Origin of the sequence: Bradyrhizobium sp. USDA 327 (assembly GCF_041262065.1) — a bacterium.
GTDB classification, from domain to species: Bacteria; Pseudomonadota; Alphaproteobacteria; order Rhizobiales; family Xanthobacteraceae; genus Bradyrhizobium; species Bradyrhizobium liaoningense.
The window spans coordinates 5,491,953-5,518,057 of record NZ_JBGCCW010000001.1 but is presented as its reverse complement, the minus strand read 5'-3'; the positions used below and the strand labels follow the sequence as shown (position 1 = coordinate 5,518,057).

At 65.2% G+C, this 26,105-nt stretch carries 24 protein-coding genes; 22 read left to right on the top strand and 2 right to left on the bottom strand.

Translation table 11 applies throughout. The features are described from left to right. Positions 1-17 precede the first annotated feature (17 nt). From ABIA42_RS26010 to ABIA42_RS25970, 9 genes are all read left to right on the top strand, one after another. Positions 18-974, top strand: a complete 957-nt coding sequence (locus tag ABIA42_RS26010; protein WP_271529701.1) for an N-carbamoyl-D-amino-acid hydrolase — start codon at positions 18-20, stop codon at positions 972-974. 39 nt (positions 975-1,013) lie between these two features. Then, positions 1,014-1,841 (top strand): ABC transporter substrate-binding protein, encoded by an 828-nt coding sequence (locus tag ABIA42_RS26005; protein ID WP_370119771.1) that lies wholly within the window; start codon positions 1,014-1,016, stop codon positions 1,839-1,841. Continuing rightward, positions 1,838-2,695, top strand: coding sequence for an amino acid ABC transporter permease (locus ABIA42_RS26000; protein ID WP_239627195.1), 858 nt, complete (start codon positions 1,838-1,840; stop codon positions 2,693-2,695). Before ABIA42_RS26005 ends, ABIA42_RS26000 begins: the two co-directional genes overlap by 4 nt. After that, positions 2,692-3,456 carry an amino acid ABC transporter ATP-binding protein gene (locus ABIA42_RS25995; RefSeq protein WP_370119774.1) on the top strand — a complete coding sequence of 255 codons (765 nt, stop codon included), beginning with the start codon at positions 2,692-2,694 and terminating at the stop codon, positions 3,454-3,456. Before ABIA42_RS26000 ends, ABIA42_RS25995 begins: the two co-directional genes overlap by 4 nt. 16 nt (positions 3,457-3,472) lie before the next feature. After that, positions 3,473-4,288, top strand: coding sequence for an ABC transporter substrate-binding protein (locus ABIA42_RS25990; RefSeq protein WP_370119777.1), 816 nt, complete (start codon positions 3,473-3,475; stop codon positions 4,286-4,288). After that, on the top strand, positions 4,275-5,159 hold the full coding sequence (locus ABIA42_RS25985; protein ID WP_370119780.1) for a polysaccharide deacetylase: 885 nt from the start codon (positions 4,275-4,277) through the stop codon (positions 5,157-5,159). Before ABIA42_RS25990 ends, ABIA42_RS25985 begins: the two co-directional genes overlap by 14 nt. Continuing rightward, positions 5,156-5,806: an aspartate/glutamate racemase family protein gene (locus ABIA42_RS25980; RefSeq protein WP_370119783.1), complete on the top strand. Its 651-nt coding sequence runs from the start codon at positions 5,156-5,158 to the stop codon at positions 5,804-5,806. The genes ABIA42_RS25985 and ABIA42_RS25980 overlap by 4 nt, the downstream gene beginning before the upstream one ends. A 212-nt stretch (positions 5,807-6,018) precedes the next feature. Continuing rightward, complete coding sequence (locus ABIA42_RS25975) at positions 6,019-7,602, top strand: ABC transporter substrate-binding protein (RefSeq protein ID WP_370119786.1); 1,584 nt, start codon at positions 6,019-6,021, stop codon at positions 7,600-7,602. Next, positions 7,599-8,972, top strand: a complete 1,374-nt coding sequence (locus ABIA42_RS25970; RefSeq protein ID WP_370119789.1) for an amidohydrolase family protein — start codon at positions 7,599-7,601, stop codon at positions 8,970-8,972. Before ABIA42_RS25975 ends, ABIA42_RS25970 begins: the two co-directional genes overlap by 4 nt. A 192-nt stretch (positions 8,973-9,164) precedes the next feature. On the opposite strand, the gene ABIA42_RS25965 is transcribed toward ABIA42_RS25970, so the two are convergent. Next, complete coding sequence (locus ABIA42_RS25965; protein ID WP_370123916.1) at positions 9,165-10,079, bottom strand: LysR substrate-binding domain-containing protein; 915 nt, start codon at positions 10,077-10,079, stop codon at positions 9,165-9,167. A gap of 273 nt (positions 10,080-10,352) precedes the next feature. On the opposite strand from ABIA42_RS25965, the gene ABIA42_RS25960 reads away from it, so the two are divergent. The 10 genes from ABIA42_RS25960 (at position 10,353) to ABIA42_RS25915 (ending at position 20,557) form a co-directional block, all read left to right on the top strand. Beyond that, on the top strand, positions 10,353-11,387 hold the full coding sequence (locus tag ABIA42_RS25960) for an ABC transporter substrate-binding protein (protein WP_370119792.1): 1,035 nt from the start codon (positions 10,353-10,355) through the stop codon (positions 11,385-11,387). A gap of 23 nt (positions 11,388-11,410) precedes the next feature. Next, entirely contained in the window at positions 11,411-12,451 is a 1,041-nt protein-coding gene (locus ABIA42_RS25955; protein WP_370119795.1) for an ABC transporter ATP-binding protein, read from the top strand. Further along, positions 12,448-13,323, top strand: coding sequence for an ABC transporter permease (locus ABIA42_RS25950; RefSeq protein ID WP_370119798.1), 876 nt, complete (start codon positions 12,448-12,450; stop codon positions 13,321-13,323). The genes ABIA42_RS25955 and ABIA42_RS25950 overlap by 4 nt, the downstream gene beginning before the upstream one ends. Next, positions 13,320-14,126: an ABC transporter permease gene (locus ABIA42_RS25945; protein WP_370119800.1), complete on the top strand. Its 807-nt coding sequence runs from the start codon at positions 13,320-13,322 to the stop codon at positions 14,124-14,126. The genes ABIA42_RS25950 and ABIA42_RS25945 overlap by 4 nt, the downstream gene beginning before the upstream one ends. Before the next feature lie 8 nt (positions 14,127-14,134). Beyond that, positions 14,135-15,331 (top strand): NAD(P)/FAD-dependent oxidoreductase, encoded by a 1,197-nt coding sequence (locus ABIA42_RS25940; protein WP_370119803.1) that lies wholly within the window; start codon positions 14,135-14,137, stop codon positions 15,329-15,331. A 248-nt stretch (positions 15,332-15,579) separates the two neighbouring features. After that, positions 15,580-15,876 carry a (2Fe-2S)-binding protein gene (locus ABIA42_RS25935; protein ID WP_061880887.1) on the top strand — a complete coding sequence of 99 codons (297 nt, stop codon included), beginning with the start codon at positions 15,580-15,582 and terminating at the stop codon, positions 15,874-15,876. Next, complete coding sequence (locus tag ABIA42_RS25930; protein WP_370119806.1) at positions 15,873-17,291, top strand: NAD(P)/FAD-dependent oxidoreductase; 1,419 nt, start codon at positions 15,873-15,875, stop codon at positions 17,289-17,291. Before ABIA42_RS25935 ends, ABIA42_RS25930 begins: the two co-directional genes overlap by 4 nt. After that, positions 17,288-18,409, top strand: coding sequence for an NAD(P)/FAD-dependent oxidoreductase (locus tag ABIA42_RS25925; protein ID WP_370119808.1), 1,122 nt, complete (start codon positions 17,288-17,290; stop codon positions 18,407-18,409). Before ABIA42_RS25930 ends, ABIA42_RS25925 begins: the two co-directional genes overlap by 4 nt. Before the next feature lie 15 nt (positions 18,410-18,424). Further along, positions 18,425-18,772 carry a RidA family protein gene (locus ABIA42_RS25920; protein ID WP_028138431.1) on the top strand — a complete coding sequence of 116 codons (348 nt, stop codon included), beginning with the start codon at positions 18,425-18,427 and terminating at the stop codon, positions 18,770-18,772. 171 nt (positions 18,773-18,943) lie between these two features. Beyond that, a complete protein-coding gene (locus ABIA42_RS25915) occupies positions 18,944-20,557 on the top strand; it encodes an ABC-F family ATP-binding cassette domain-containing protein (protein WP_370119810.1) in 1,614 nt (537 codons plus the stop codon). A gap of 149 nt (positions 20,558-20,706) precedes the next feature. On the opposite strand, the gene ABIA42_RS25910 is transcribed toward ABIA42_RS25915, so the two are convergent. Next, positions 20,707-22,035: a dicarboxylate/amino acid:cation symporter gene (locus tag ABIA42_RS25910; protein ID WP_028178988.1), complete on the bottom strand. Its 1,329-nt coding sequence runs from the start codon at positions 22,033-22,035 to the stop codon at positions 20,707-20,709. Positions 22,036-22,444: 409 nt separating this feature from the next. Here ABIA42_RS25910 and ABIA42_RS25905 point away from each other — a divergent pair, with 409 nt between their 5' ends. From ABIA42_RS25905 to ABIA42_RS25895, 3 genes are all read left to right on the top strand, one after another. Next, positions 22,445-23,281 carry an SDR family oxidoreductase gene (locus tag ABIA42_RS25905; RefSeq protein WP_370119813.1) on the top strand — a complete coding sequence of 279 codons (837 nt, stop codon included), beginning with the start codon at positions 22,445-22,447 and terminating at the stop codon, positions 23,279-23,281. Between the two features lie 139 nt (positions 23,282-23,420). Further along, the gene (locus tag ABIA42_RS25900) at positions 23,421-25,223 is read left to right on the top strand and encodes a cation:proton antiporter (RefSeq protein ID WP_370119816.1); all 1,803 of its coding nucleotides are present in this window, start codon (positions 23,421-23,423) and stop codon (positions 25,221-25,223) included. Positions 25,224-25,261: 38 nt separating this feature from the next. Then, positions 25,262-26,068 (top strand): NAD-dependent protein deacetylase, encoded by an 807-nt coding sequence (locus ABIA42_RS25895; protein ID WP_370119819.1) that lies wholly within the window; start codon positions 25,262-25,264, stop codon positions 26,066-26,068. The last annotated feature ends 37 nt before the right edge of the window (positions 26,069-26,105 follow it).

Here is a 26,105-nt window from a genome sequence, read left to right as displayed (position 1 = left end):
ATAGATTGGAGGCAAACTTGGTTCGTGTCCTTCGCGCCGCCGCCGCTCAGATGGGGCCGACGCAAAAAGCCGATACGCGCGAGCATACGCTGTCGCGGATGCTCGACATGCTGGAGGAGGCGGCCGGCCGCGGTGCGAGCCTTGTGGTGTTTCCCGAGCTTGCCTTCACCACTTTCTTCCCGCGCTGGCTGCTCGAAGGCGAGGCTCTCGACCAGTATTTCGAGCGCAGCATGCCGAACCCGGCGGTGGCAAGGCTGTTCGAGCGGGCGCGTGCGCTCCGCGTCGGCTTCTATGTCGGCTATGCCGAGCTGACGCCGGACGGCCGGCGCTACAACTGCTCTATCCTGGTCGATCGCGACGGTGAGATTCTCGGCCGCTACCGCAAGGTGCATCTTCCCGGGTCGGTCGAGCCGCGTCCGGGCGCGCGCTACCAGCAGCTCGAAAAGCGCTATTTCGAGTATGGCGATCTCGGCTTTCCCGCCTTCCGCGCCGGCTCGTCCTGGGCCCACGCCATCATGGGCATGATGATCTGCAACGATCGGCGTTGGCCGGAATCCTGGCGCGTGCTCGGCCTGCAAGGCGTCGAGCTCGTCTGCATCGGCTACAATTCGGCGGCCTATGATCCAAATGGTGGCGCCACCGAAGACGGCGCGTTGCGTACCTTCCACTCGACGCTGGTGACGCAGGCCAACGCCTACATGAACGCGACCTGGGCGATCTCGGTGGCCAAGGCGGGCGAGGAGGACGGCTCCGGGCTGATCGGCGGTTCCTGCATCGTCGATCCCAACGGCCGCATCGTCGCGCAGGCCCAGACGCTCGCGGACGAGGTGATCGTCGCCGACATCGACCTCGACCTCTGCCGCCAGGGCAAGGACAAGATGTTCAATTTCGCCGCCCACCGGCGGCCCGAGCAATACAGGGTGATTACCGAGCGCGCCGGCGTCATCGAGCCGGCCGTTCTCGACGCGGATTGATTTCACACGGTCGATCGCGGCGTTGGCAAAGGAGCTGACATGACACGCCTCTCGCATTTGCTTGCCTTCGCAGCGTTGGCTGCCGTGACGTCGGCGCAGGCGACCGAGCTTCCGGCGGAGATCAAGCAGGCCGGCACGCTGAAGCTCACGGTCAATTCCACCTACGCGCCGATGGAATATCGCGATCCCGCGACCAGCGAGCTGGTCGGGCTAGATATCGATCTCGCTAAAGAGCTCGCCAAGCGGCTTGGCGGGCTGAGGATCGTCTGGAGCGAGACGCCGTTCGCCGAGCTGATCCCCTCGCTCCAGACCAAGCGCGCCGATTTCATCATCTCCGGCATCTCCGATCGCGCCTCGCGGCGCGAGACTGCCGATTTCGTCGACTACCTCGCAACCGGGCCGCAGTTCTTCGTGATGGCCGAGAGCGGGGCCAGGGATGCGACCGATCTCTGCGGCAAGAAGGTCGGCACCACCCGCAGCACCAGCTTCCCGGTCGAGATCGAGAAGTGGAGCAAGCAGAATTGCGAGCCAGCCGGCAAGCCGGCGATCCAATATGTTCCGGGCGAGAACTCGATCGACGTCCGCAACCAGCTCAAGCAGGGCCGCATCGACGCCGCCGTGCAGGGCAGCGAGACGCTGCCCTACGCGCAGACGCAGGAGCCCGGGAAATACCGCGTTGTCGGCGAGCCCTTCGCAAAGGGCTATCAAGGCATCATGTTCCGCAAGGACGATGCGGCCCTGCGCGAGGTCGTGACGGAGAAGCTCGCGACGATGATCGCCGATGGCACCTACAAGGCCATTCTCGACAAATGGGGCTTAGGTGCCAACGCTGTCGCCCAGCCCATGCTGAACGCGGCGCCGCAATGAAGCCGGCTCCGGCACTCGCGGACGGATTTCCCGATCTGTCGGGAATGCAGATCGCGCGCGAGCCGCACTGGTTTCGCTGGTTCAGCGCGGCCCTGATCGTCCTCGTGCTGGCGGCGATTGCGCGCGCGTTCGCGGCCGGCCAGATCGAATGGTCCTATGTCGGCCGCTTCCTGACCGCAAAGGTCATTCTCGAAGGCATCGTCAACACCATGGTGATGGCGGTGCTGGCGATGGCGCTCGGCATCGTGCTCGGCATCGTCGTCGCGATCATGCGGCTGTCGCCCAATCCGGTGCTGAAGACGGTGGCGGCCGGCTACACCTGGCTGTTTCGCGGCACCCCGCTGATCCTGCAATTGCTGCTGTGGTTCAATCTCGCGCTGGTGTTTCCGACCATCGGCATCCCCGGCCTGTGGTCCGCACGCGCCGTCGACGTCATGACGCCATTTCTCGCCGCCTTGCTTGGGCTCGGCATCAACCAGGGCGCCTACACCTCGGAAGTGATGCGCGCCGGCATGCTGTCGGTCGATATCGGGCAATATGAAGCGGCGCAGGCGATCGGCATGGGGCGGCTGCGCGCGCTGCGCCGCATCGTGCTGCCGCAGGCGATGCGCGTGGTGATTCCGCCGCTCGGCAACGAGTTCATCGGAATGGTGAAGGCGACCTCGCTCGCGAGCGTGATCCAGTATCCCGAACTGCTCCACAACGCCGAGAACATCTACTACGCAAACTCCCGCGTCATCGAGCTCCTGATCGTCGCCGGGCTCTGGTACCTGCTCGTGGTCTCGATCCTGACCCCGCTCCAGATGCTGCTCGAACGCCGCTTTGCGCGCGGCACATTGCGGCTTGCGCGATGACAAGACCCCTCGTCGCGATCCGCTCCGTCAGCAAGAATTTCGGGGAGTTCCAGGCTCTCAAGAACGTCTCGCTCGACGTCTGGCCCGGCGAGGTGATGTGCCTGATCGGCGCCTCCGGCTCCGGCAAGACGACGCTGCTGCGCTGCATCAACCAGCTCGCCACGATCGATGCCGGCGGCATCTGGCTCGAGGGCGAGCTGCTGGGCGTGCGCGAGCAGGGCGGACGGCTGCGTCGACTCACCGAGCGCGAGATCGGCCGGCAGCGGCTGAAGACCGGCATGGTGTTCCAGCGCTTCAATCTGTTTCCGCACAAGACCGCGCTGGAGAACATCACCGAGGGCCCGATCCAGGTTCAGGGGCGCAAAGCCGATGAGGTGCGCGCGGAAGCGATCGAGCTGCTCCGTCGCGTTGGGCTTGCGGCCAAGGCGGGCTCCTATCCGGCACAACTCTCCGGTGGTCAGCAGCAGCGCGTCGCGATCGCGCGGGCGCTCGCCATGAAGCCGATGCTGATGCTGTTCGACGAGCCGACCAGCGCGCTCGATCCCGAACTCGTCGGCGAGGTGCTCGCGGTGATGAAGGAACTGGCGAAGAGCGGCATGACCATGATGGTGGTCACGCACGAGCTCGGCTTCGCGCGCGAGGTCGCCGACCGCGTCGTCTACATGGACCAGGGCGCGATCGTCGAGCAGGGGCGTGCGTCCGACGTATTGGGCGCACCGCGCGAGGAGCGCACCAGAGCATTTCTTTCGGCTGTGATCTGAACATGGGGGCTTGGTGATGAAGAGACTTTTGGTTGCGACGGCGTTCCTGGGCGCCATGCATGCGTCGGCGATGGCGGCTGAATTGCCGGCGGAGATCGCCAAGCGCGGCAGCCTCAAGGTCGCGCTGGTGCCGAACTATCCGCCGATGGAGTTCCGCGATCCCGCCACCAACGCCCTGTCCGGCTTCGACATCGATCTCGGCGAGGCCATCGGCCGCAAGCTCGGCGTCAAGATCGAATGGCAGGAGACGAGCTTTGCCGAATTCATGCCGTCGATCTCGACCGGGCGGGTGGACGCCGTCCTGTCCGGCTTCACGGACTATGCCAGCCGGCACGAGGTCGCGTCCTTCGTCGATTACTTGCGAAGCGGTCCGCAGTTCTTCGTGCAAGCGTCGCGCAAGGCAGAATTCAAGGATGCGGTGGCGCTCTGCGGCAAGAAGGTCGGCGCCAGCCGCCGCACCATGTTTCCGGCGCAGATCGCGGCCTGGAGCGAGAAGAATTGTGGCAGCAATCCGATCCAGTTCGTCGGCACGGACGGCTCGGCCGACGCGCGCACCCAGCTCAGGCAGGGCCGCATCGATGCCGCCGCCCAGGGCAACGAGACGCTGCCCTACATCATGGACCTCGAGCCCGGCACCTACGCGACGGTGGGCGAGCCCATCGCGCAGCAATTCACCGGCATTGCCCTGCCGGCAAAAGAGAAGGCATTGCAGCAGGCCATGCTCGAAGCGGTCGATGCGCTGATCGCTGATGGCACCTACAAGACCCTGCTCGCCAAATGGAAACTGACTGATAACGCACTCGAAAAGGCGACCATCAATGCTGGACAGTAAGGCACTCCGGAGCATCCCGCTCGTTCCGGCCAACACTGCGGATTCCGCGCCGGAATATCCCTGGCCCGAGCCGTACACATCCGCGATGTTCCTGTCGTTCGACGTGGACGCGGAGAGCGCCTGGACCAGCAAGGACGCGATGCATGCGCAGCGGCTGATCACCATGAGCTATGGCGGCTTTGAGGCGCGCGTCGGCACGCCGAAGCTGCTGGAGCTGCTCGACCAGCTCGATCTCAAGGCGACGTTCTTCGTCACGGGCTGGTCGGTCGACGCGCATCCGGCGATGGCCGAATCGATTTTGAAGGCCGGTCACGAGATCGGCCATCACGGCTATCATCATCTCCTGCCCGACCCCGGCGATCCCTGGATCGAGGAGGAGCTGGAGCGTGGCTTCGAGGCGCTGAAGCGCCGGCTCGGCGTCAGGCCGACCGGCTATCGCGCACCCTACGGCGAGTTCACCGAGGAGCTGCGCGTCGCATTGGTGCGCCACGGCATCGTCTACACGTCCTCGTTCCGCGACGACGTCAGGCCCTATCGCCATCGTCTCGCCGACGGCAGGCCCGGCACGATCGAGCTGCCGGTGACGGCGAGCTATGACGATTGGATGCACGGCCTGTCCGCGCGTTTCAGCCCGCGCTCGATCTTCCCGAAAGAGCATGTGCTCTCGATATGGAAGGACGAGCTCGACGAGATCCGCGACTGGGGCGCGATGGTCACGACAGTGCTGCATCCGCAATGCAGCGGCCGTCCGATGCGGCTGCGGCTGCTGCGTGAGTTCCTGACCTACGCAAAGTCGTGCCCGGATGTCTGGATCACGACCGGCGAGAAGATCGCGGAAAACTTCCTGCGCCACGAGGCTGGCAACCGTTGACCTGCATCCTCGTCATCAATCCGAACTCCTCCGCGTCGGTGACGGCGGCGATCGACGACGCGGTCGCGCCGCTGCGTATAGCCGGCGGACCTGAGATCGAGGTTGTCGGCCTTGCCGAGGGGCCGCCGGGCATCAGCTCGCAGCGCGATGCCGACAGCGTCGTCATGCCGCTGGTGAACCGCGTCACGCGCGACGATGCCAATGCCTTCGTGCTCGCCTGCTTCAGCGATCCCGGCTTGCATGCGGTGCGCGAGGCGGCCGGCGGGCGCCCGGTGCTGGGTATCGCCGAATGCGGCATCTTTCGCGCGCTGATGCTGGGCGAACGTTTTGGCGTCATCGCGCTGTCGCCGTCGAGCATCCGCCGCCAGCAACGCATGGTGCGGGTCATGGGCGTCGACAGCCGCTATGCCGGGAGCTGGTCGGTCGGCGCGAGCGCGGCGGAGACGGCGGGTGCGGACATCCGTGGTCGCCTGATCGAAGCCGGCCGCGCCCTGGTCACGCAATGCCGCGCCGACGTCGTTGTGATGGGCTGCGCCGGCATGGCCTCGCACCGTGCGGCGATTGCGGAAGCGATCGGCGTGCCTGTGGTCGAGCCGGCACAGCAGGCCGTCGCGGCCGCGTTGGGCGCGGTCTTGTTGAACACGTGAGAAGAAACGATGCAGTTCGACTTTTTCACATTGCTCGGGCCACGTACTCGCTGCACCTCTCCCGCGCGCGGGAGAGGTCGGCGCGTAGCGCCGGGTGAGGGCTCTTTCCTCTTGGGGGTCCTCGCTTGCGGAGACACCCTCTCCCCAACCCTCTCCCGCAAGCGGGAGAGGGAGCGCACCTCCGCTATGGTCAAATCAGGAGCTCTCAACTAGTGCCTATCTCCCGCCGTTCGCTGCTCAAGGCAGCCGCCGCCGTGCCGGCGCTTTCATTGCCGGGCCTCGTTCGCGCAGAGTCCCAGACAACGCTGCGCTTCATTCCCGTCATCGATCTCGCTTTCGTCGATCCGATCTATTCTACCGCGCAGGTGTCACGAAACCACGGCTTCATGGTTTACGACACGCTCTATGGCATGAGCTCCTCGCTCCAGGTCTCGCCGCAGATGCTGTCGGGCCATGTCGTCTCCGCTGACGGGCTGCAATGGGATCTCACATTGCGCGACGGTCTGGTCTGGCACGACGGCGAGCGCGTGCTCGCGCGCGACTGCGTCGCCAGCATCCGCCGCTGGGCGGCGCGCGACGGCTTTGGCGGCGAATTGTTGGAGGCGACGGCCGAACTGCTGGCTGCCGACGACCGCACCATCCGCTTCCGTCTCAAGCGGCCGTTCCCGCTGCTGCCGCAGGCGCTCGGCAAGGCCGCGATCAATGCCTGCTTCATGATGCCGGAACGGCTGGCCAGCCAGGATCCGTTCAAGCCGCTGACCGAAGTGATCGGCAGCGGCCCGTTCCGCTACCTCGCCGACGAGCGCGTGCAGGGCGCCCGCAACGCCTATGCCAAATTCGAGCGCTACCAGCCGCGCACCGACGGCAAGCCGGATTGGACGGCGGGTCCGAAGATCGTGCACTACGACCGCGTGGTCTGGACCACCACGCCTGATGCCGGCACCGGCGTCGCCGCGCTCCAGACCGGCGAGCAGGATTGGCAGGAGACCACACCGCATGATCTGTTGCCGGTGATCAAGGCTGCCGGCGACATCGAGACGCGCATCCTCGATCCCCGCGGCTACGCCTGCATGCTGCGCCTCAATCACCTGCAGCCGCCGTTCGACAATCCCGCCATCCGGCGCGCCCTGCTCGGTGCGATCGACCAGTCCGCGTTCATGACCGCGGTCGCCGGCACCGATTCGGCCTTTCAGGTCTCGCCGATCGGCTACTTCGCGCCGGGAACGCCGATGGCGAGCGAGGTCGGCCTCGACGTGTTTCGCGGTCCGCGCGACTACGCCAAGGTCAAGGCCGATCTCAAGGCCGCCGGCTACAACGGCGAGAAGATCGTGGTGCTGGTTCCCACCAACTCGCTGGCGCAGAAGCCGCTTGGCGAGATCGCGGTCGATAGCTTGCGCAAGGCGGGCATGAACGTCGAATATGCCGGGCTCGATTTTGCGGTGGTGCTGCAGCGCCAGCTCAAGAAAGATCCGATTGGGCAGGGCGGCTGGAGCGCGGCGGTCGGCAACTGGCAGGGCATCGACTGGCTCAACCCGGCCGGCAACACCAACATCCGGGGCGAAGGCAAGGTCGCCGGCTGGTACGCGAGCGAGAAGATGGGACCCTTGCGCAGCCAGTGGCTGGCGGCCTCCGAGCTAGCCGAGCAGCAGCGCATCTGCCGCGAGATCCAGGCGGTCGCGTTCGAGGAAATCCCCTATATTCCGATCGGTCTGTACAAGCAGCCGACCGCCTATCGCAAGACCATCACCGGCATTCTCGACGGCACCGCCGTCTTCTGGAACGTACGCCCCGCATGAGCACCACGGCAATTTTCGGCAGCTATGTGCTGTCACGGAAGGACGGCGCGCAGGACGTGCTGCGTGACCATTGGGTCCTGGTCGAGGGCAAGAGGATTGCGGCCGTCACGCGCGACAGGCCAAGCGCTGACCAGGTCTACGATCGTCCCGGCCGGTTCGTGCTGCCGGGCCTCCTGAACCTGCACAATCACTGCTTCTCCGAGGCGGTCGCGCGCAGCCATACCGAGGACGGCAATGGCCGCCGCAACAACCAGAGCATCGTCTATACGGTGCTGCTGCCGCTGACCAAACGCGGCGCCGACATCCTGTCGGCGGAAGAGCGGCTCGCGGTGGCACGGCTCGGAATTCTCCAACTCCTGAAGGGCGGCGCCACCACGGTGATGGAGCCGTTCCGCAATTCTATCCCGGAGATGTTCGACGCCGCGGAGGAGATGGGCATCCGCTTCTACGGCGCGCCCTACCTCTTCTCCACCTCCGATGCCAAGGCCGGTGCGGACGGCGTGGTCCGCTATTCCGGCGACGACGGCACCGCCGACATGGCGACATGGGATGCGCTCTACCAGCGCTGGAACAACCGCGGCGACGGCCGCATCAGCCTCGCGATGAGCCCGCATGCGACCGACACCTGCGGCCCCGATCTCCTGAAGGCCTGCGCGGCGCGGGCGCGCGAACTCGGGGTGCCCATCACGACGCACATGGCGCAGAGCCGCGCCGAGGTCGAGACCATCGGCAAGCGCTATGGCGGCCGCACGCCGGCGCAATATCTGGACTGGCTCGGCCTGCTGGCGCCCGACCTCATGGCGGCACATTGCATGTTCAGCAGCGACGACGACCTCAAACTGATGGCCACGCGTGGCATGACCGTGCTGAACTGCCCGCGCGTCTTCGCGCGCGCCGGCGTCACCGCTGCCTTCAGCCGCTTCACCGAGCACGGCGTACGCACCGTGGTCGGCACCGATGGCTACAACATGGACCTGCTCGGCGAACTCAATGCCGCCTCACTGATCTCGAAGATCACCTCGGCGCGTCCCGACGTCGCGAACTCGCCGGAGCTGATCGAAGCGAACACAGCTGTCGCCGCCGATGTCATCAAGCGCCCGGATCTCGGGCGCATCGAGCCGGGCGCCACCGCCGATCTCACCGTTGTCGATCTCACCCATCCGCATCTGCAGCCGCTGTTCGATCCCCGCCGCGCGCTGATCGCGCTCGCCAACCGCGCCAATATCGATCAGGTCATGGTCGACGGTCGTGTGCTGATCGATGCCGGCCGCTATCTCGGCTCGGATGAGGCGGCGATCATCTCGGCCGGCACCGCCGCGATCGGCAAGATCTGGGACCTGCCGGAAGCGCAGGCCGCGTTCAACGGCTGATCGCTTTTTTGGCGCATGATCGTCGCCCCGAGGAAAGTGCGCTCCCTCTCCCGCTTGCGGGAGAGGGTGGGGGAGAGGTTCTCTCAGCACAGGGGCACTCCCAATGAGGAGAGAGCCCCACCCGGCGCTCCGCGCCGACCTCCCCCGCACGCGGGAGAGGTTGCATCGAGCCCGGGGCGAGAGTGATTCAACTCAATGCATCTCGGCGGTGTCCTCGAATTCAATCAGCGCCTTGCGCATGGTTTCGACCAGATCCAGCGCCACCGGCGACGGACTGCGCTGTGCCGGAAAGACCGCCGAGAATTCGAAGTCGATGCGCGGCAGGAAACGTCTCACGACAACACCGCGCGTTGCAAACTCCTGCGCGGTGAAGGGATCGCAGATCGACACACCGAGTCCCGACGACACCATGCCGCACATGATCTCCGACAGTGTGGTCTCGACCCTGAGCACGCGACGGACGTCGTGGCGGTGGAAGACCTGGTCGACGAGGTGCCGGCTCGACGACCCCGCCGACAGCGAGATGAAGGTCTCGCCCTCGAAATCGCGCGGTTCCAGCACGTCCTTCTCCGCGAGGCGATGGCCGGTCGGCAGCACTGCGACGCGCGCCAGTGCCGGCAGCCGCTGGCTCGGCAGGCCGGAATGGGCAATCGGCACCTCGGCAAAGCCGATGTCGCATTGGTTGTTCAACACCCAGTCGACGACGATCGGCGAGATCACGCCGAAGAAGGCAAGGTTGAGGTTGGGCCGCTCCATCAAGAAATGCCCCGCGAGCCGCGGCAGATAACCGTTCGACAGCGCCGGCAGCGCGGCGATCCGCAGCGAGCCGGTGCGCCGGCCGCGGATTTCTTCGGCAGCAGCGGTGATGCGCTCGAGACCGACGAAGGAGCGCTCGACCTCGGTATAAAGCGCCATCGCCGCCGCGGTCGGGACCAGTCCGGTGCCCCGTCGTTCGAACAGCTCCATCTTGAGAAGCGCCTGGAAGTCGCGCAGCAGCCGGCTGACCGCAGGTTGTGTCACCACCATCAATTTTGCCGCCTCGGTGACGCTGCCGGTCAGCATCGTTGCCCGGAAGGCCTCCACCTGCCGCGAATTGATCCGCGCCATCCCCACAATCCAATCATAACATTTCGGCATGCAGAGGGTGCCATTATTCATTGGACGATGGAAGTATAGGTTGCGATCTTTTTCATCAGAGCTGGAGACAGCCCGCTTTTTCGGCAGATTGGAGGGGTTCAAACCTCCAGATCGCGCCAAAACCCGCCGAGCAGGGGCCGGAGCCCTGATCGGAGGAGATTTGCGCGGAAGGAAATGCGGCAGGCGCTTCGGCCGGAGACTTGTCGGCACGTCACCTCATTCCGGTATTGGAGATCGGTCCATATGAAGACTCTTCGCCTTCTGACAGCGGTCAGCATCGCGGCGCTCGTTGCCGCCCCGTCGGTCGCCTCGGCCCAGCAAAAGACCCTCTATGTTGCCGGCTACGGCGGCTCGTTCGAAAAGACGATCCGCGACGAGGTGATCCCGGCCTTCGAGAAGGAGAACGGCGTCAAGGTCGAGTACGTCGCCGGCAACTCCACCGACACGCTGGCCAAGCTTCAGGCGCAGAAGGGCAATCAGCAGATCGACGTCGCCATCGTCGATGACGGACCGATGTACCAGGCGATCCAGCTCGGCTTCTGCGGCAAGCTCGACGGGCTGCCCGCCGATCTCTACGACACCGCCCGCTTCAAGGACGATCGCGCGGTCGCGATCGGCATCGTCGCGACCGGCCTGATGTACAACACCAAGGTGTTCAAGGAGAAGGGCTGGGCGCCGCCGACCTCGTGGAACGATCTGAAGGACACGAAATACGCCAAGCAGCTCGTCATCCCGCCGATCAACAACACCTACGGCTTGGAGGCGCTGGTGATGCTGTCGAAGATGAACGGCGGCGGCGAGACCAACGTCGATTCCGGCTTCAAGATCTTCAAGGAGCAGATCAATGCGAACGTGCTGGCCTATGAGCCGTCGCCGGGCAAGATGACCGAGCTGTTCCAGTCGGGTCAGGCCGTGATCGCGGTGTGGGGCACTGGCCGCGTGCAGAGCTTCGCCAACACCGGCTTTCCCGTCGACTTCGTCTATCCGAAGGAAGGTGCCGCGACGCTGCTGACGACGGCTTGTCCGATCAACAAGCCCAACGCTTCGCCGCTCGCTGCGAGCTTCATCAAGATGCTGCTCGATCCAAAAATCCAGCTCGTGCTGCTGAAGGATTACGGCTACGGCCCGGTGCTGAAATCGCTGGTGATCCCGCCGGAGCTCGGCAAGATGGCGCCGATCGGCGAGCGCGCGGCCAAGCTCTACAATCCCGACTGGACCGTCATCAACGAGAAGCGTGAGGAGTGGACCAAGCGCTGGAATCGCGAGGTCGAGCGCTGATCGGTCGCGGCGGAGACAGCGTCATGGCCTATCTCGAGCTCGATCGGGTCGCAAAGCAGTTCGGCGCGCAGACTGTGGTCGACGACTTCAGCCTGTCGGTGGGGAAGGGGGAGTTCATCTCCTTCCTTGGCCCGTCCGGCTGCGGCAAGACCACGACATTGCAGATGATCGCGGGCTTCCTCGATCCCACGCGCGGCGCGATCCGCCTGGAGGGCAAGGACCTGACCGCGGTTCATCCGGCCAAGCGTGGCCTCGGCATCGTGTTCCAGAGTTACGCGCTGTTTCCGCACATGACCGCGGCGGAGAATGTCGCCTTTGGCCTCGAGATGCGTGGCGTGCCGCGAGGCGAGCGGGCCGATCGCGTTCGGGCCGCGCTGGCAATGGTGGGGCTCGCCGGCTACGAGGACCGCCATCCGCGCCGCATGTCCGGCGGCCAGCAACAGCGCGTGGCGCTGGCACGCGCGCTGGTGATCAAGCCGAGCGTGCTGCTGCTCGACGAGCCGCTGTCGAACCTCGACGCAAAATTGCGCGAGGAGATGCAGATCGAGCTGCGCCAGATCCAGCGCACCATCGGCACCACCACGATCCTGGTCACGCACGACCAGAACGAGGCGATGTCGCTGTCCGACCGCATCGTGGTGATGAGCCAGGGCAAGATCGAGCAGATCGGCACGCCGCAGGAGACCTATGAAAAGCCGGCCTCGGCTTTCGTCTCGCAGTTTCTCGGCAAGACCAATGACTTTGCCGCAACCATCGACCGGACCGCGACGCCGGCGCGGCTGGTGGCGGGCTCCTGGAGCGCGCCGGCGCCGGCTGGCTTCAACGGTGTCGTCACCGTCAGCATCCGCCCGGAGCGCATCGGTTTTGGCGATGTGGGGCTCAGTGCCAAGATCATCACGCGCATCTTCCAGGGTAATCATTGGCTGTTCCAGTGCGAGAGCGAATGCGGCCCGGCGATCGTGATTCGCCAGAATGACGGCAAGGCCCAGCCTGGCGAGGGCGACGCCGTTCGCCTGTCCTGGCGTTCGGAGGACATGAGCGTGCGCGCGGGGGCTGGCGCATGAGCGCGGTCGCGCAGGAACGCAGCGCGCGTGCGCCATGGGCACTGACGGCGCCCGCCTTGATGCTGTTCGTCGGCGTGCTGCTGATTCCGCTGGCGATGACCGTGATGCTGTCGTTCCACGATTGGGGCCAGTACAAGGGCATCGAGCCGGTATTCATCCTGAAGAATTGGCACGAGATCGCGACCGATCCCTACTATGCAGAAATGTTCTGGCGGACGTTTCGCGTCGCGATCCTGACGACACTCCTCACTGCCGTGTTGGGCGCGCCCGAAGCCTACATCCTCAACCGCATGAGCGGCCGCTGGAAGAGCTTTTTCCTGCTCGTCATCCTTGGGCCGCTGCTGATCTCGGTGGTGGCGCGTACGCTCGGTTGGGCGCTGCTGTTCGGCGGCAACAACGGCCTCGTCAACAAGCTTCTGATGTCGCTCGGGGTCATGCGCTCCCCCATCCCCTTCATGTTCACCGAGACGGGAATGATTGTCGCGCTGGCGCATGTGATGATGCCGTTCATAGTGCTGTCGGTGTGGGCCGCACTCCAGCGCCTCGATCCGCAGATCGAGAACGCCGCGATGTCGCTCGGCGCCGGCCCCGTCACCATCATCCGCCGCATCATCATGCCCCAGATTCTGCCGGGCGTGCTCTCGGGCGCCATCATCGTGTTCTCGCTCTCGGCCAGCGCCTTCGCGACGCCTGCGATCATCGGCGGCCGACGGCTCAAGGTCGCGGCGACGCTCGCCTATGACGAGTTCCTCAACACGCTGAACTGGCCGCTCGGCGCCGCGGTCGCAACGCTGCTGCTGGTCGCGCTGGTACTGATCGTCGTCGGCAGCAACGCGCTGATCGAGCGCCGCTACGCGGAGGTGTTCCGATGAGCCGGAACGGCCCGCTGGCGCTGATCTTCCATGCTTTCTTCGTCATCGTCATGGTGGCGCCGATCCTGGTGGTCTGCCTCGTCGCCTTCACGCCGGAAGGCTTCCTCTCGTTGCCGACCAACGGCTTCTCGCTGCGCTGGTTCAGGACGATCGCGAATTATCCTGAGTTCATCCACGCCTTCTGGGTCAGCCTCGGACTCGGCGCGCTCTCGTCCCTCGTCGCGCTTCTGTTCGCGGTGCCGGCGGCGCTGGCGATCGCGCGCTATCGCTTCCGCGGCCGTGATGCGCTCGCGGCACTGTTCCTCTCGCCGCTGATGATCCCGCATGTCGTGCTCGGCATTGCCTTTCTGCGTTTCTTCACATCAGTTGGCCTCGGCGGCAGTTTTGCCGCGCTGATCATCGCGCATGTCATCATCGTGTTTCCGTTCGCGCTGCGGCTGACGCTGGCGGCGGCAACCGGCATGGACCGCACGGTCGAGATGGCCGCGGTCTCGCTCGGCGCCGGCGGTTGGACATTGTTCCGCCGCGTGACGCTGCCGTTGATCCTGCCCGGCGTCATCAGCGGCTGGGCGCTCGCCTTCATCCAGTCCTTCGACGATCTCACCATGACCGTCTTCCTCGCGGCACCCGGAACCGAGACGTTGCCGGTGCGCATGTTCCTTTATATCCAGGACAACATCGATCCGCTGGTGACGTCGGTCTCGGCCTGCGTGATCGCGATCACCATGACCGCCCTCATTCTGCTCGACCGCTTCTACGGGCTCGACCGTGTGCTCGCAGGCAAGGGCGATACGGGACGATAGGAGAATTCATGTCTAAAGCGTTTTCGAGCGAAGTGGACGCCGGCTCGCGTGAAGAAAACGCGTCAGAACGAAAGTCTGAATACGACGTCGCCGTCGTCGGCGGCGGACTGCTCGGCTCCGCCATTGCCTGGGGCCTCGGCCGCCTCGGCAAGAAGGTCGCCGTGCTCGACGAAGGCGATATCACCAAGCGCGCCTCGCGCGCGAATTTCGCGCTGGTGTGGGTGCAGAGCAAGGGCTTGGGCATGCCGGCTTATACGGTCTGGACGGTGCGGGCGTCGGAGGCGTGGGGCCGGCTCGCGTCCGAACTGAAGCAGCAGACCGGCCTCGATGTCTGCCTTCAGCAGAACGGCGGCTTTCATCTCACGCTTGGCGAGGACGAATTCGGCCAGCGCACCGAGCTCGTCAAGCGCATGCACAACCAGGCCGGCGCCGCCGACTATAAGATGGAGATGCTTCCCGCATCCGAGGTGAAGAAGGCGCTGCCGCTGATTGGCCCGGAGGTCTCCGGCGGCAGCTATTGCCCGCTCGATGGCCACGTCAATTCGCTGCGCACGTTCCGCGCCTTTCACACCGGCTTCAAGGCGTTCGGCATCGACTATTTTCCGGAGCGTCCCGTCTCGGCGATCAGCAAGAGCGGCGGCGAATTCCGTCTGACCACGCCGAGGGGCGAGCTGCGCGCCGCCAAGATCGTGCTGGCCGCCGGCAATGCCAACCAGACGCTGGCGCCGATGGTCGGTCTCTACGCGCCGATGGGGCCGACCCGCGGCCAGATCGTGGTGACCGAGCGGACCATGCCGTTCCTGCCGCATCCACTGACCACGATCCGCCAGACCGACGAGGGCACGGTGATGATCGGCGACAGCAAGGAGGACGAGCTCGATGATCGCGCGTTGAAGCATTCGATCAGCGCCGTGATGACGGATCGCGCGCAGCGGATGTTTCCGCATCTGTCGCGGCTCAACGTCGTCAGGAGCTGGGCCGGCATCCGCGTGATGCCGCAGGACGGCTTTCCGATCTACGACCAGTCGAAGACGCATCCCGGCGCCTTCGTGGCCTGCTGCCATTCCGGTGTGACGCTCGCCTCCAACCACGCCTTCGAGATCGCGGGCATGGTGGCGCAAGGCGCGCTCGAGCCGGAGCTTGTCGGCGCGTTCTCGGCCAGCCGCTTTGGTGGCGCAGGCGTGGCGAACAATAGCGGCTATTGAGATGCGAAGAGTTTGGGTTGAACCGATGGCAGCTAAGGACTCAGATCACCTCTCCCATAGGGAGAGGTCGGAGCGCATCGCAAGATGCGCTCCGGGTGAGGGGTTACGGCCTCACCTCGTGCTGCGGCCCCTCACCCGGATTGCTACGCAATCCGACCTCTCCCCGTCGGGGAGAGGTGAAGCCATCGCCGCCGTACCTGACTTTCCTATGCTCCACCGGGTTCAGAGAAGGAGCCGCGAGGCATCCCATGTTTAAGAGATCCGAACAGGACAAGCGTCCGCAAGTGCAGATCTTCGTCGACGGCGTCGCCGTCGCGGCGCGCCAGGGTGACACCGTCTCCGCCGCGCTGCTGGCCTCCGGCGTTGACGCACGGCGTTCCACCGCAGTGAGCGGCGCGCCGCGTCTGCCTTATTGCATGATGGGCGTATGCTTCGACTGCCTCGTCACCATCGACGGCGTCGGCAACCGGCAGGGCTGCCTCGTGCCCGTCGCCGAGGGCATGCAGGTCGAAATCCAGAAGGGCAAGCGGGAGATCGGAAAATGACTGTGGCTCCCAAGCGTGAAGCGTATGATGTGGCGGTGATCGGCGCCGGGCCGGCGGGACTGGCTGCTGCCGCGACATCCGCCGAGGCTGGCCTGTCGACGCTGCTGCTCGACGAGAACATCGGCCCCGGCGGCCAGGTGTTCCGCGCGATTTCCTCGACGCCGGTCACCGAGCGCAATCAGCTCGGCGCCGATTATTGGGTCGGTGCCGATCTCGTGCAGGCGCTACGTGTGAGCGACGCCGAAATCATCCATCGTGCGACGGTCTGGAGCCTCGACCGCAATCTCGAGATCGCCGTCTCGGTCGGCGGCGCATCCGCCTTCGTCAAGGCCAAGCGCGTGATCCTTGCGACCGGCGCGCTTGAGCGGCCGTTCCCGATTCCCGGCTGGACGCTGCCGGGTGTGATGACGGCCGGCGCGGCGCAGACGATGCTGAAATCATCGGCGCTGGTGCCTGATGGACGCACGGTGATCGCGGGGCAGGGGCCGCTGCTCTGGCTGCTCGCTGCGCAGATTCTCCGCCTCGGCGGCCGTATCGACCGCATTCTCGACACCACCGAGCGCGGCAATTATTTCGCGGCGCTGCCCCATGCCTTCGCGTTCCTGACTTCGCCCTATTTCGCCAAGGGCCTGTCGATGATGCGCGAGGTCAAGGCGAAGGTGCAGGTCGTCTCGGGTGTCACCGAGCTTGCGGCCTCCAGTGATGGCCAGCTCGCCAGCGTGAGCTATGTCGCGGGCGGCAAGCGCGAGACCATCCCTGTGGATCTGCTGCTGCTGCACCAGGGCGTCGTTCCCAACGTCAATCTGGCGATGGCGGCTGGCGTCGAGCATCGCTGGGACGATCTGCAATTGTGCTGGTCACCGGTGCTGGATGAGAACGGTTCGTCGTCGGTCGCTGGCATCGCAATCGCGGGCGACGGCGCCGGCATCGGCGGCGCGAATGCAGCCGTGGTTCGCGGCCGCATCGCGGCGCGTGCGGCAGTGGAAGCGCTGGCGCCCGCGGCCGCTGCGAAGCTTCCCCCGATGGCAACGCTCCGAGCCGATCTCGCCAAGGCCGAGCGCGGCCGCGTCTTCCTCGACACGCTGTTTCGTCCCGCGCGGCAGTTCCGCATTCCCTCGGGCGATACCATCGTCTGCCGCTGCGAAGAGGTGACGGCAAAGGACGTTCTCGATTCCGTCGCAATCGGCGCGACCGGCCCGAACCAGCTCAAGGCCTATCGCCGCACCGGCATGGGTCCGTGCCAGGGCCGGCTCTGCGGCCTCACAGTCACCGAGCTGATGGCGCAGGCGCGCGGCAAGTCTCCGCAGGAGATCGGCTATTACCGGCTGCGCGCGCCGGTGAAGCCGATCACGCTCGCCGAGCTCGCCGCCGTTCCCAAGAGCGAAGCCGACGTCAAGGCGGTGGTGCGAGGATGACCAGGAATGTGGATGCGATCGTCGTGGGCGGCGGCATCCACGGATGTTCGACCGCGCTGCATCTGTGCCTCGCCGGCTTGAAGCCGGTGCTGATCGAGAAGGACTACGCCGGCCGCCATGCCTCGGGTGTCAATGCTGGCGGAGTCCGTCAGCTCGCACGGCATGTCCCCGAAATCCCGCTCTCGATCCGCTCGATGGGGATCTGGGAGAAGATTTCCGAGCTCGTTGATGACGATTGCAGCTTCGAGAGCTACGGCCAGGTGCTGGTCGCGGAGAACGAGGACGAGCTCGCGATCTGCCGCGCGCGTGTCGCCGAGCTCAACGCGCTCGGCTTCACCCATGAGGAGCTGATCGACGCGACTGAACTACGGCGCCTCGTGCCGGCCGTCGCCGAGACCTGTCCCGGCGGCGTGGTCTCGCGCCGTGACGGAGCCGCCAATCCGGCGCAGACGACGACGGCATTCCGTCGCAAGGCCGAGCAACTCGGCGCGACCGTGCGCGAGGGCAGGGCCGCCGGCAACATCCGCTACAACGACGGGCTCTGGCACGTCGACGTCGGCTCGGACACCTATGCTGCGCCGGTGCTCGTCAACGCTGCGGGCGCCTGGGCCGGGAGGATCGCAGCCGCGCTCGGCGAACCCGTTCCGGTCGAGACGGTGGCACCGATGCTGATGATCACCTCGCGCGTGCCGCACTTCATCGATCCCGTCGTGATCCTGCGCGGGCGCAAACTCTCCTTCAAGCAATTCAAGAACGGCACCGTGCTGATCGGCGGCGGCCATCTGGCGACGCCCTACCAGGAACGCAACGAGACGGTGCTGGACTGGAAGAGTCTTGCGACCAGCGCGCAGACCGTGTTCGAGCTGTTCCCGGTGATGCGCAGCGCCACCATTGTCCGCGCCTGGGCGGGCATCGAGGCGAAGATGAAAGACGATCTGCCCGTGTTCGGCCCGAGCAGCCGACACAAGGGTCTCTATCACCAGTTCGGCTTCTCGCTGCACGGTTTTCAGCTCGGCCCCGGCGCCGGCGCCGTGATGGCAGAACTGATCGTCAACGGCGGCAGCCAGACCCGCGTCGGCGATCTCGGCATCGACCGCTTCCATCCTTCCACGCTCTAGAGACAAGAGGACATCATGAGCATCACCCGCAGCATCCGCACGCCCATCATGCACCGCGCCGTCGAGGCCAACGGCTTCGTATTCCTCGGTGGCACCATTGCCGACGACACGTCGGTCTCGATGGGCGAGCAGACCCGCAACATCCTCGGCAAGATCGCCGGCTATCTGAAGGAGGCCGGCACCGACAAGTCTCGCGTCGTCAGCGCCTCGATCTTCGTCACCGATCTCTCCAAGAAGAAGGAGATGGATGCGGCCTGGACCGAGTTCTTCGGCGACAATCTCCCCACCCGCGCCACCGTCGGCGTCGCCGATCTCGGCGGCGGCGCGCTGATCGAGGTGGTGGTCACCGCTTTGAAGGGTTGACCGCGCACGGCGACGAAGGGCGACGGCGCCTCCCGCGCTGTCGTCCCCTTGCGCCCTGCCTTGATCTCGCCCTTCGATGGGACTACTTGGAGACCTCCTCAATCAGGATACGTGCAGCCATGGATATGACCCCGATCGCAAAGCCCACCTGCCTTGCTCACGGGGAATTCCATGTCTGCTTCGATCATTCTGTCGAACCTGTCGCTGTCCACGCCTGACGGCCGTTCTCTTCTCTCCAGCGTCGATCTGACATTCGCGGCCGAGCGGACCGGTCTCGTCGGCCGCAACGGCGTCGGGAAAACGACGCTGCTTGCGTCGATCCTAGGGGAACATGTGCCCCAATTAGGGCGCGTTCTGATCAACGGCACCATCGGCTTGTTGCGCCAGGATGTGCAGGTGCTTGCCGGCGCGACCGTCGCCGACCTGTTCGGCGTGCGGCAGGCGCTGGAGCTGCTTCGCCGTGCAGAGCGAGGCGATGCTTCAGCCGATGAGATCGCTGCGATTGACTGGACGCTCGAGACGCGGCTTGAGGTCGCGCTGGTGCGCCTGGGGTTCGATCCGTCTCCCGACACGGAGCTGTCTTGCCTGTCCGGCGGCCAGATCACGCGGCTTCGGCTCGCCGCACTCATCTTTGCCGCGCCCGACTTCCTGCTCCTGGACGAGCCCACCAACAATCTCGACCGGGACGGACGCAAGGCGGTGACTGATCTGCTCGCCACCTGGCGTGGCGGCGCGATCGTCGTCAGCCACGACCGGGGCCTGCTGGAGACCATGGATGCGATCGTCGAACTCACCTCGCTCGGAGCCACGCGCTACGGCGGCAATTGGAGCCGGTATCGCGAGCAGAAGGCCGTCGAGCTTGCCGCCGTCAGGCATGACCTCGCCCATGCCGAAAGGCGCCTGTCCGAGATCGACGGCAAGGCACAGGAGGTTGCGGAAAGAAAAGCGCGCAAGGACAGCGGCGGAAGGAGGAGGCGCGCCAAGGGCGACATACCGCGGATCCTGGCCGGTGCACGCAAGGATCGTAGCGAGGATAGCGGCGGCAAGAGCGCACAAATCGCCGAGCGGCGGCGCGCAGAGGCCATCGATGCCGTGGACACGGCGCGCCGGCGTATCGAGATTCTTCAGCCACTGTCGGTCGGGTTGCCCGCGACCGGCCTGCCGGCGGGCAGGGAGGTGCTTTGGCTCGACGGCGTCTGTGCAGGCTATCGGCCGGAGCGGCCGGTCTTCCGCGATCTGTCGCTCACGATCGTCGGTCCGGAGCGCGTCGCGCTGGTCGGACCCAACGGCTCCGGCAAGACGACGCTGCTGAAATTGATAGCGGGCGAGCTGCGGCCGCTCTCCGGCACCGTGCGGGTCAGGCCGGACTTCGCGCTGTTCGACCAGAAGGTCAGGCTACTCGATCCTGCGATCTCCATCCTGGACAATTTCGGGCGTCTCAATCCGAAGGCGGGTGCGAATGAATGCCATGCCGCACTGGCGCGGTTCATGTTTCGCGCCGATGCGGCCTTGCAGATCGTCGGAAGCCTGAGCGGCGGGCAGTTGTTTCGTGCAGGCCTTGCCTGTGTGCTTGGCGGGGTGACTCCGCCGTCCCTGCTGATTCTCGACGAGCCGACCAACCACCTGGATGTCGAGTCCATCGAAACCGTCGAGGCAGGTTTGAGAGCCTATGACGGCGCTCTGCTCGTCGTCAGTCATGACGAGGCATTCCTGCAGGCAATCGGGATCACGCGGCGGCTCGATCTCGCCGGCGAACGTGATTCCACGCGCTCATCATTCGAATAACAAAAACCCGAGGCCCTGCCCCCAGCGCGTCGGGTGGAAAAAATGAGTATCAATCCGTGATCGCAGTGCCGGTGTTGTGACGCTTATCTCGCCGGTTTTCTACTCCGGGAAACTACCGCGTCGGAAACTGAACTTCGCCTGCCTTCGATCTACCCGCCTCCGCCCGGTTCCAGCGCCTCGCCGATCTCCAGCGGGTGGGCCATGGTCTCGTGCAGGGCGTCGCGATCGAGCTCGCCTTCGGAGATGCTGATGACGACGCAGGCGACGCCATTGCCGATCAGATTGGTCAGCGCGCGGCACTCGCTCATGAACTTGTCGATGCCGACCAGGATCGCGATCGACTGGATCGGAATATCAGGCACGATCGAGAGCGTCGCGGCGAGCGTGATGAAGCCGGCGCCGGTGACGCCCGAGGCGCCCTTCGAGGTGATCATGGCGATGCCCAAAATGCCGAGCTCCTGCCAGATGGTCAGATGCGTGTTGGTTGCCTGCGCCAGGAACAACGTCGCCAGCGTCATGTAGATATTGGTACCATCGAGGTTGAAGCTGTATCCCGTCGGAATGACGAGGCCAACCACGGAACGCGAGGCGCCGAGATGCTCCATCTTCTGGATCATCTGCGGCAGCACCGTCTCGGAGGATGAGGTGCCGAGCACGATCAGGAGCTCGTCCTTGATGTAGGCGATGAAGCGCAGGATCGAGAAGCCCGCCAGCCGCGCGATCGCGCCGAGCACGACCAGCACGAACAGGATGCTGGTGAGATAGAACGTGCCGATCAGCGCCGCGAGGTTGAGCAGCGAGCCGAGGCCGTAGGCGCCGACGGTGAACGCCATCGCGCCGAAGGCGCCGATCGGCGCGACGCGCACGATGATGCGGATGATGCCGAAGAACATCTTCGCGGCCTTGTCGATCGCGTCCGCAATGGGCTCGCCGGCCTTGCCGAGGAAGGCGATGGCGAAGCCGGAGAGGATCGAGATCAGCAGCACCTGCAGGAGGTCGCCGCGCGCGATGGCGCCCAGATAGCTGTCGGGGATGATCGCCATCAGATGGGCGACGATGCCCTCTTCCTTGGCCTTGGTGACGTAGGTCGCGACCGATTTCGGATCGATGGTGGCGGGATCGATGTTGAAGCCGTGCCCGGGCTGGAGAATCTCGCCGACCAAAAGTCCGACCGCGAGCGCGACGGTCGAGACCGTCTCGAAATAGATCAGCGACTTCAGCCCGACCCGGCCGACGCGCTTGAGGTCGCCCATCGAGGAGATGCCGTGCACCACGGTGCAGAAGATCACCGGCGCGATCATCATCTTGATCAGCGCGATGAAGCCGTCGCCGAGCGGCTTCAAGGCCTTGCCGAGATCAGGATAGAAATAGCCGATGAGCACGCCGAGCGCGATCGCGATCAGCACCTGGACGTAGAGGATCTTGTACCAGGGCTGGTGCCGGCGATGAATGGCTGGCTGGATCGCGATTTGTGTCATGGAGTGTGCCCCGGAACGCATTGATCATGCATGATCTGAATCATGCATGACTTGCATCATGTGATGGCCGCCGCCGAAGCGACAATCACATTTTTGTCTGTTAGCACGATGATCGATCGCGCCGCTGCAGGCGCTTGTTGTCGATCGCAGCCACCACGGCGCCGGTGACGGCCAGCGGCAGCAAGCTCTCGTGGGTCGGGCTCGCGACCGTTCCGATGATCGGAGTGCTCGCCTTTGCAGCTCCAGGCCGGTGGCGCCGCCTGGTGTTCGCGAACGGCCTCGCCTCGGCATGCCGATCGACTTCACCCCGCTATAGGCCGCGCCGAGTCCAGGGGTGCGTGCAGCGTATGCACAACCGGGTGGAACAAAACGCCGGTTCCAGCCATGATGACGCATCTGGAGAGAAGCCATGCCGCAAACCGAACACTCAGCCTCATTTCCTTCGCGCCTCGTCGGTCAATACGCGCTGGTGACCGGTGCCTCACAAGGCATTGGCCGCGCCGTCGCCGTCCGGCTCGCCCAGGAAGGCGCAACCGTCGCCATCAACTATTTCGAGAACGTGGAGCGGGCGGAGGAGACGCTCGCGCTCGCTCGGGCAGCTTCGCGCTCGCGCGGCCACGGCGAGCCCGATCATTGCATCGTCAAGGCCAATGTCGGCGATGAGCAGGACATTGCTGCGATGTTCGAGACGATTCTTTCTCGCTGGAAACGTCTCGATTGTCTTGTCAACAACGCCGGCTTCCAGAAAGAATCGCCGAGCGAGGCGCTCGACGTCGAAACCTATCGCCGCATCATCGACGTCAATCTCAACGGTGCCGTGCTCTGCGCGCAGAAGGCGCTCGCTCACTTCGTCGCACGCGGCGGAGGTGGCAGCATCATCAATTGTTCGAGCGTCCACCAGATCATTCCAAAGCCCGGCTATCTCGCTTATTCGATCAGCAAGGGAGGCATGGCCAATCTGACGCGCACGCTGGCGCTCGAATTTGCCGGCCGGGGCATCCGCGTCAACGCGGTGGGGCCAGGCGCGATCGACACGCCGATCAATACGGCATGGACCGGCGATCCCGAAAAGCGCGGCGTCGTCACCAGCCATATTCCGCTGGGCCGCGTCGGCACGCCGGAAGAGATCGCCGCCGTGTTCGCCTTCCTCGCCTCGGAGGATGCGAGCTATATCACGGGGCAGACGATCTATGCCTGCGGGGGCCTGACGCTATTCCCTGAATTCCGGGAGAATTGGGCGAGCTGAACGTCAGCTCGGACCATCCGCATCGGCGGCCGCCAGTGCCCGCGCGGAGAATCAGGACTGGTTGGGGGCTGCGGCGCCGTGTGCTATCGACCGTGGACGACGCGGCCGCTATTGGCAAGCGCCGACACAAGACGGGCTCGTGACCACAACCATCAACATCAATGCCTATAGCGACGCGCTCGTGGTTCTCGGCACCGCCGGCGTGGTGGTGCCGATCGTGCGCCGCTGGGGCATCAACCCGGTGCTGGGCTATCTCGGCGCGGGCGCCATTCTCGGTCCGCTCGGGCTTGGTTCGCTCGTTCAGAATCTCCCGTTCCTGTACTGGTTCACGGTGACGGACGCGCAGAATGTCGAGGGCATCGCCAATCTCGGCATCGTGTTCCTGCTATTCCTGATCGGGCTCGAACTGTCTTTCCGGCGGCTCGTCACGATGCGACGGCTGGTGTTCGGGCTTGGCGGCCTGCAGGTGCTGGCGACGTCCGCCATGATATTTGGCGCGGCGCTCCTCTCCGGGCAGAGTTCCGATACTTCCGTTATCATTGGCGCGAGCCTTGCGCTGTCCTCGACGGCCATCGTGCTCGAGCTTCTCTCCGCCGAGAGGCGGCTTGCGACCACAGCCGGGCGCGCGAGCTTCTCGGTCTTGCTGGCCCAGGACCTCGCCGTAGTCCCTATTCTCGTCTTCGTCTCGGTGCTCGGTGCAGGCAGCGGTGGCTCGGTCGTGACGCACATCTCCAGTGCGATCCTGAAGGCGGTCGTGGCGGTCGCCTTTCTCATTCTGATCGGACGGCTGCTGATGCGTCCGCTGTTCCAGACAGTTGCGGGAACCCATTCGACGGAGTTGTTTGTCGCGGCGACCTTGTTCGTCATCGTCGGCGCAGGGCTTGCCGCACACCAAGCCGGGCTGTCGATGGCGCTCGGGGCATTCGTTGCAGGACTGATGCTGGCGGAAACGGAGTATGGAAAAGCCATCGAGGCTACCGTCGAGCCGTTCAAGGGCCTGCTGCTCGGCATCTTCTTCTTCACCGTCGGCATGGCCATCGACTTCCGCGTATTCATGCGCGAGCCCGGTTGGCTGCTCGCTGCCGTCATCGGCATTCTCGCCGGCAAGGCGATCGTGCTCATCATTCTGGGTCGCCTCTTCAGGCTCTCATGGCCGGCGGCGATCGAGATCGGCTTCCTGCTGGGGCCCGTCGGCGAGTTCGCCTTCGTCAGCATCGGCATGGCGGCGGCCGCCGGTCTGATCGAGCCTCGCGTGTCGAGCTTCGTCGTCGCCATTACGGCCGTGACGATGGCGCTGACGCCGCTCTTGGGCGCGCTCGGACGACGACTGGCCGCCAAGCTGGCTGACGAGCGCATCCTCGATCCCGAACTGACGGTTCAGCCGCCAAGTGACCGAACACAGGCGATCGTGGTCGGCTACGGCCGTGTTGGAAAAGTGGTCTGCTCGCTGCTTACCACCCATGGCGTAGACTACATCGCGGTCGATCACGATCCGATCGCCGTGGCGCGCGACCGCCGCGACGGCCATAAGGTCTTCTTTGGCGACGCGACAGAACCGGGCTTTCTCGAAGCTTGCGGCCTGATGCAGACGACCGGTGTGATCATTACGATTCAGTCGCGAACGGCGATCGATGCCGTCGTCGAGCGGACCCGTGCGGTGCGGCCGGATGTGTTGATCGTTTCACGTGCGCGCGACGCTGATCACGCCCGTCACCTCTATGCAATCGGCGCAACTGACGCGGTGCCGGAAACCATCGAGGCAAGCCTGCAGCTTTCAGAAGCTGCGCTGGTCGGCCTCGGGGTCGCGGTCGGACAGGCGATAGCCTCGGTGCACGAAAAGCGCGATGAGTTTCGGCGGACGTTGCAGCAAGCCGCCCACACGGCAGACCAGGAGAAATCTCACCCATCGTCTATCGCAGGGCGTCCGTCCCGCCGACAGTGATCTGGAAAAGGCCGGCCTCGCGACCTACATCTGGTGCCATGTCAAACCCTCCGCTCCAGGATTTCGTCGACCGGCACGAACGTCTGTTCGTGTTGACCGGCGCCGGCTGCAGCACCAATTCAGGCATTCCCGATTACCGCGACAGCCAGGGCAACTGGAAGCGGACCCAGCCGGTCAATTTCCAGGCCTTCATATCGGACGAGCACACGCGCCGGCGCTATTGGGCGCGCAGCCTGATCGGCTGGCGGCGGTTCGGCCAGGCGAGGCCGAACGATGCGCATCATGCGCTGGCCCGGCTCGAGGCGAACGGCCGGTGCGGGATGCTGCTGACCCAGAACGTCGATCGGCTGCATCAGTCGGCCGGCCACCGGCAGGTCATCGACCTGCACGGCCGGCTCGATCTGGTCCGCTGCATGGGTTGCGGCCGCAAGACGCCGCGCGACGAGTTTCAGCACGACCTTGGCCGCGCGATTGCGGCGTGGCTGACGCTCGATGCCGCGGATGCACCTGACGGCGACGCCGATCTGGAGCACGAGGATTTTTCCTCCTTCGAAGTGCCGCCATGCGAAGCCTGCGGCGGCATCCTCAAGCCGGACGTCGTCTTCTTCGGCGAGAACGTCCCGCGCGAGATCGTCGCCACCGCGCAGGATCATCTGGCGCAAGCCGACGCCATGCTGATCGTCGGCTCCTCGCTGATGGTCTATTCCGGCTTCCGCTTCGTCCAGGCCGCGGCGCGCCGCAATATTCCGGTCGCGGCGGTCAACCTCGGCCGCACCCGCGCCGACGATCTCCTGACGCTCAAGGTCGAGGAGCGCTGCGAGACGGCGCTTGCATTCCTGCTCTGATCGCGCAGGCGGCGCACACGCCTTGCCTATTGCATAG

Excerpts from the sequence above, each read along its gene's own strand:
- ABIA42_RS25925 (WP_370119808.1), top strand. The coding sequence starts at position 17,288 with ATGACCAGGAATGTGGATGCGATCGTCGTGGGCGGCGGCATCCACGGA.
- ABIA42_RS25920 (WP_028138431.1), top strand. The coding sequence starts at position 18,425 with ATGAGCATCACCCGCAGCATCCGCACGCCCATCATGCACCGCGCCGTC.
- ABIA42_RS26000 (WP_239627195.1), top strand. The coding sequence starts at position 1,838 with ATGAAGCCGGCTCCGGCACTCGCGGACGGATTTCCCGATCTGTCGGGA.
- ABIA42_RS25970 (WP_370119789.1), top strand. The coding sequence starts at position 7,599 with ATGAGCACCACGGCAATTTTCGGCAGCTATGTGCTGTCACGGAAGGAC.
- ABIA42_RS25940 (WP_370119803.1), top strand. The coding sequence starts at position 14,135 with ATGTCTAAAGCGTTTTCGAGCGAAGTGGACGCCGGCTCGCGTGAAGAA.
- ABIA42_RS26005 (WP_370119771.1), top strand. The coding sequence starts at position 1,014 with ATGACACGCCTCTCGCATTTGCTTGCCTTCGCAGCGTTGGCTGCCGTG.
- ABIA42_RS25985 (WP_370119780.1), top strand. The coding sequence starts at position 4,275 with ATGCTGGACAGTAAGGCACTCCGGAGCATCCCGCTCGTTCCGGCCAAC.
- ABIA42_RS25990 (WP_370119777.1), top strand. The coding sequence starts at position 3,473 with ATGAAGAGACTTTTGGTTGCGACGGCGTTCCTGGGCGCCATGCATGCG.
- ABIA42_RS25930 (WP_370119806.1), top strand. The coding sequence starts at position 15,873 with ATGACTGTGGCTCCCAAGCGTGAAGCGTATGATGTGGCGGTGATCGGC.
- ABIA42_RS25905 (WP_370119813.1), top strand. The coding sequence starts at position 22,445 with ATGCCGCAAACCGAACACTCAGCCTCATTTCCTTCGCGCCTCGTCGGT.
- ABIA42_RS25965 (WP_370123916.1), bottom strand. The coding sequence starts at position 10,079 with ATGGCGCGGATCAATTCGCGGCAGGTGGAGGCCTTCCGGGCAACGATG.
- ABIA42_RS25960 (WP_370119792.1), top strand. The coding sequence starts at position 10,353 with ATGAAGACTCTTCGCCTTCTGACAGCGGTCAGCATCGCGGCGCTCGTT.
- ABIA42_RS25910 (WP_028178988.1), bottom strand. The coding sequence starts at position 22,035 with ATGACACAAATCGCGATCCAGCCAGCCATTCATCGCCGGCACCAGCCC.
- ABIA42_RS25935 (WP_061880887.1), top strand. The coding sequence starts at position 15,580 with ATGTTTAAGAGATCCGAACAGGACAAGCGTCCGCAAGTGCAGATCTTC.
- ABIA42_RS25950 (WP_370119798.1), top strand. The coding sequence starts at position 12,448 with ATGAGCGCGGTCGCGCAGGAACGCAGCGCGCGTGCGCCATGGGCACTG.
- ABIA42_RS25995 (WP_370119774.1), top strand. The coding sequence starts at position 2,692 with ATGACAAGACCCCTCGTCGCGATCCGCTCCGTCAGCAAGAATTTCGGG.
- ABIA42_RS25895 (WP_370119819.1), top strand. The coding sequence starts at position 25,262 with ATGTCAAACCCTCCGCTCCAGGATTTCGTCGACCGGCACGAACGTCTG.
- ABIA42_RS25955 (WP_370119795.1), top strand. The coding sequence starts at position 11,411 with ATGGCCTATCTCGAGCTCGATCGGGTCGCAAAGCAGTTCGGCGCGCAG.
- ABIA42_RS25945 (WP_370119800.1), top strand. The coding sequence starts at position 13,320 with ATGAGCCGGAACGGCCCGCTGGCGCTGATCTTCCATGCTTTCTTCGTC.
- ABIA42_RS25915 (WP_370119810.1), top strand. The coding sequence starts at position 18,944 with ATGTCTGCTTCGATCATTCTGTCGAACCTGTCGCTGTCCACGCCTGAC.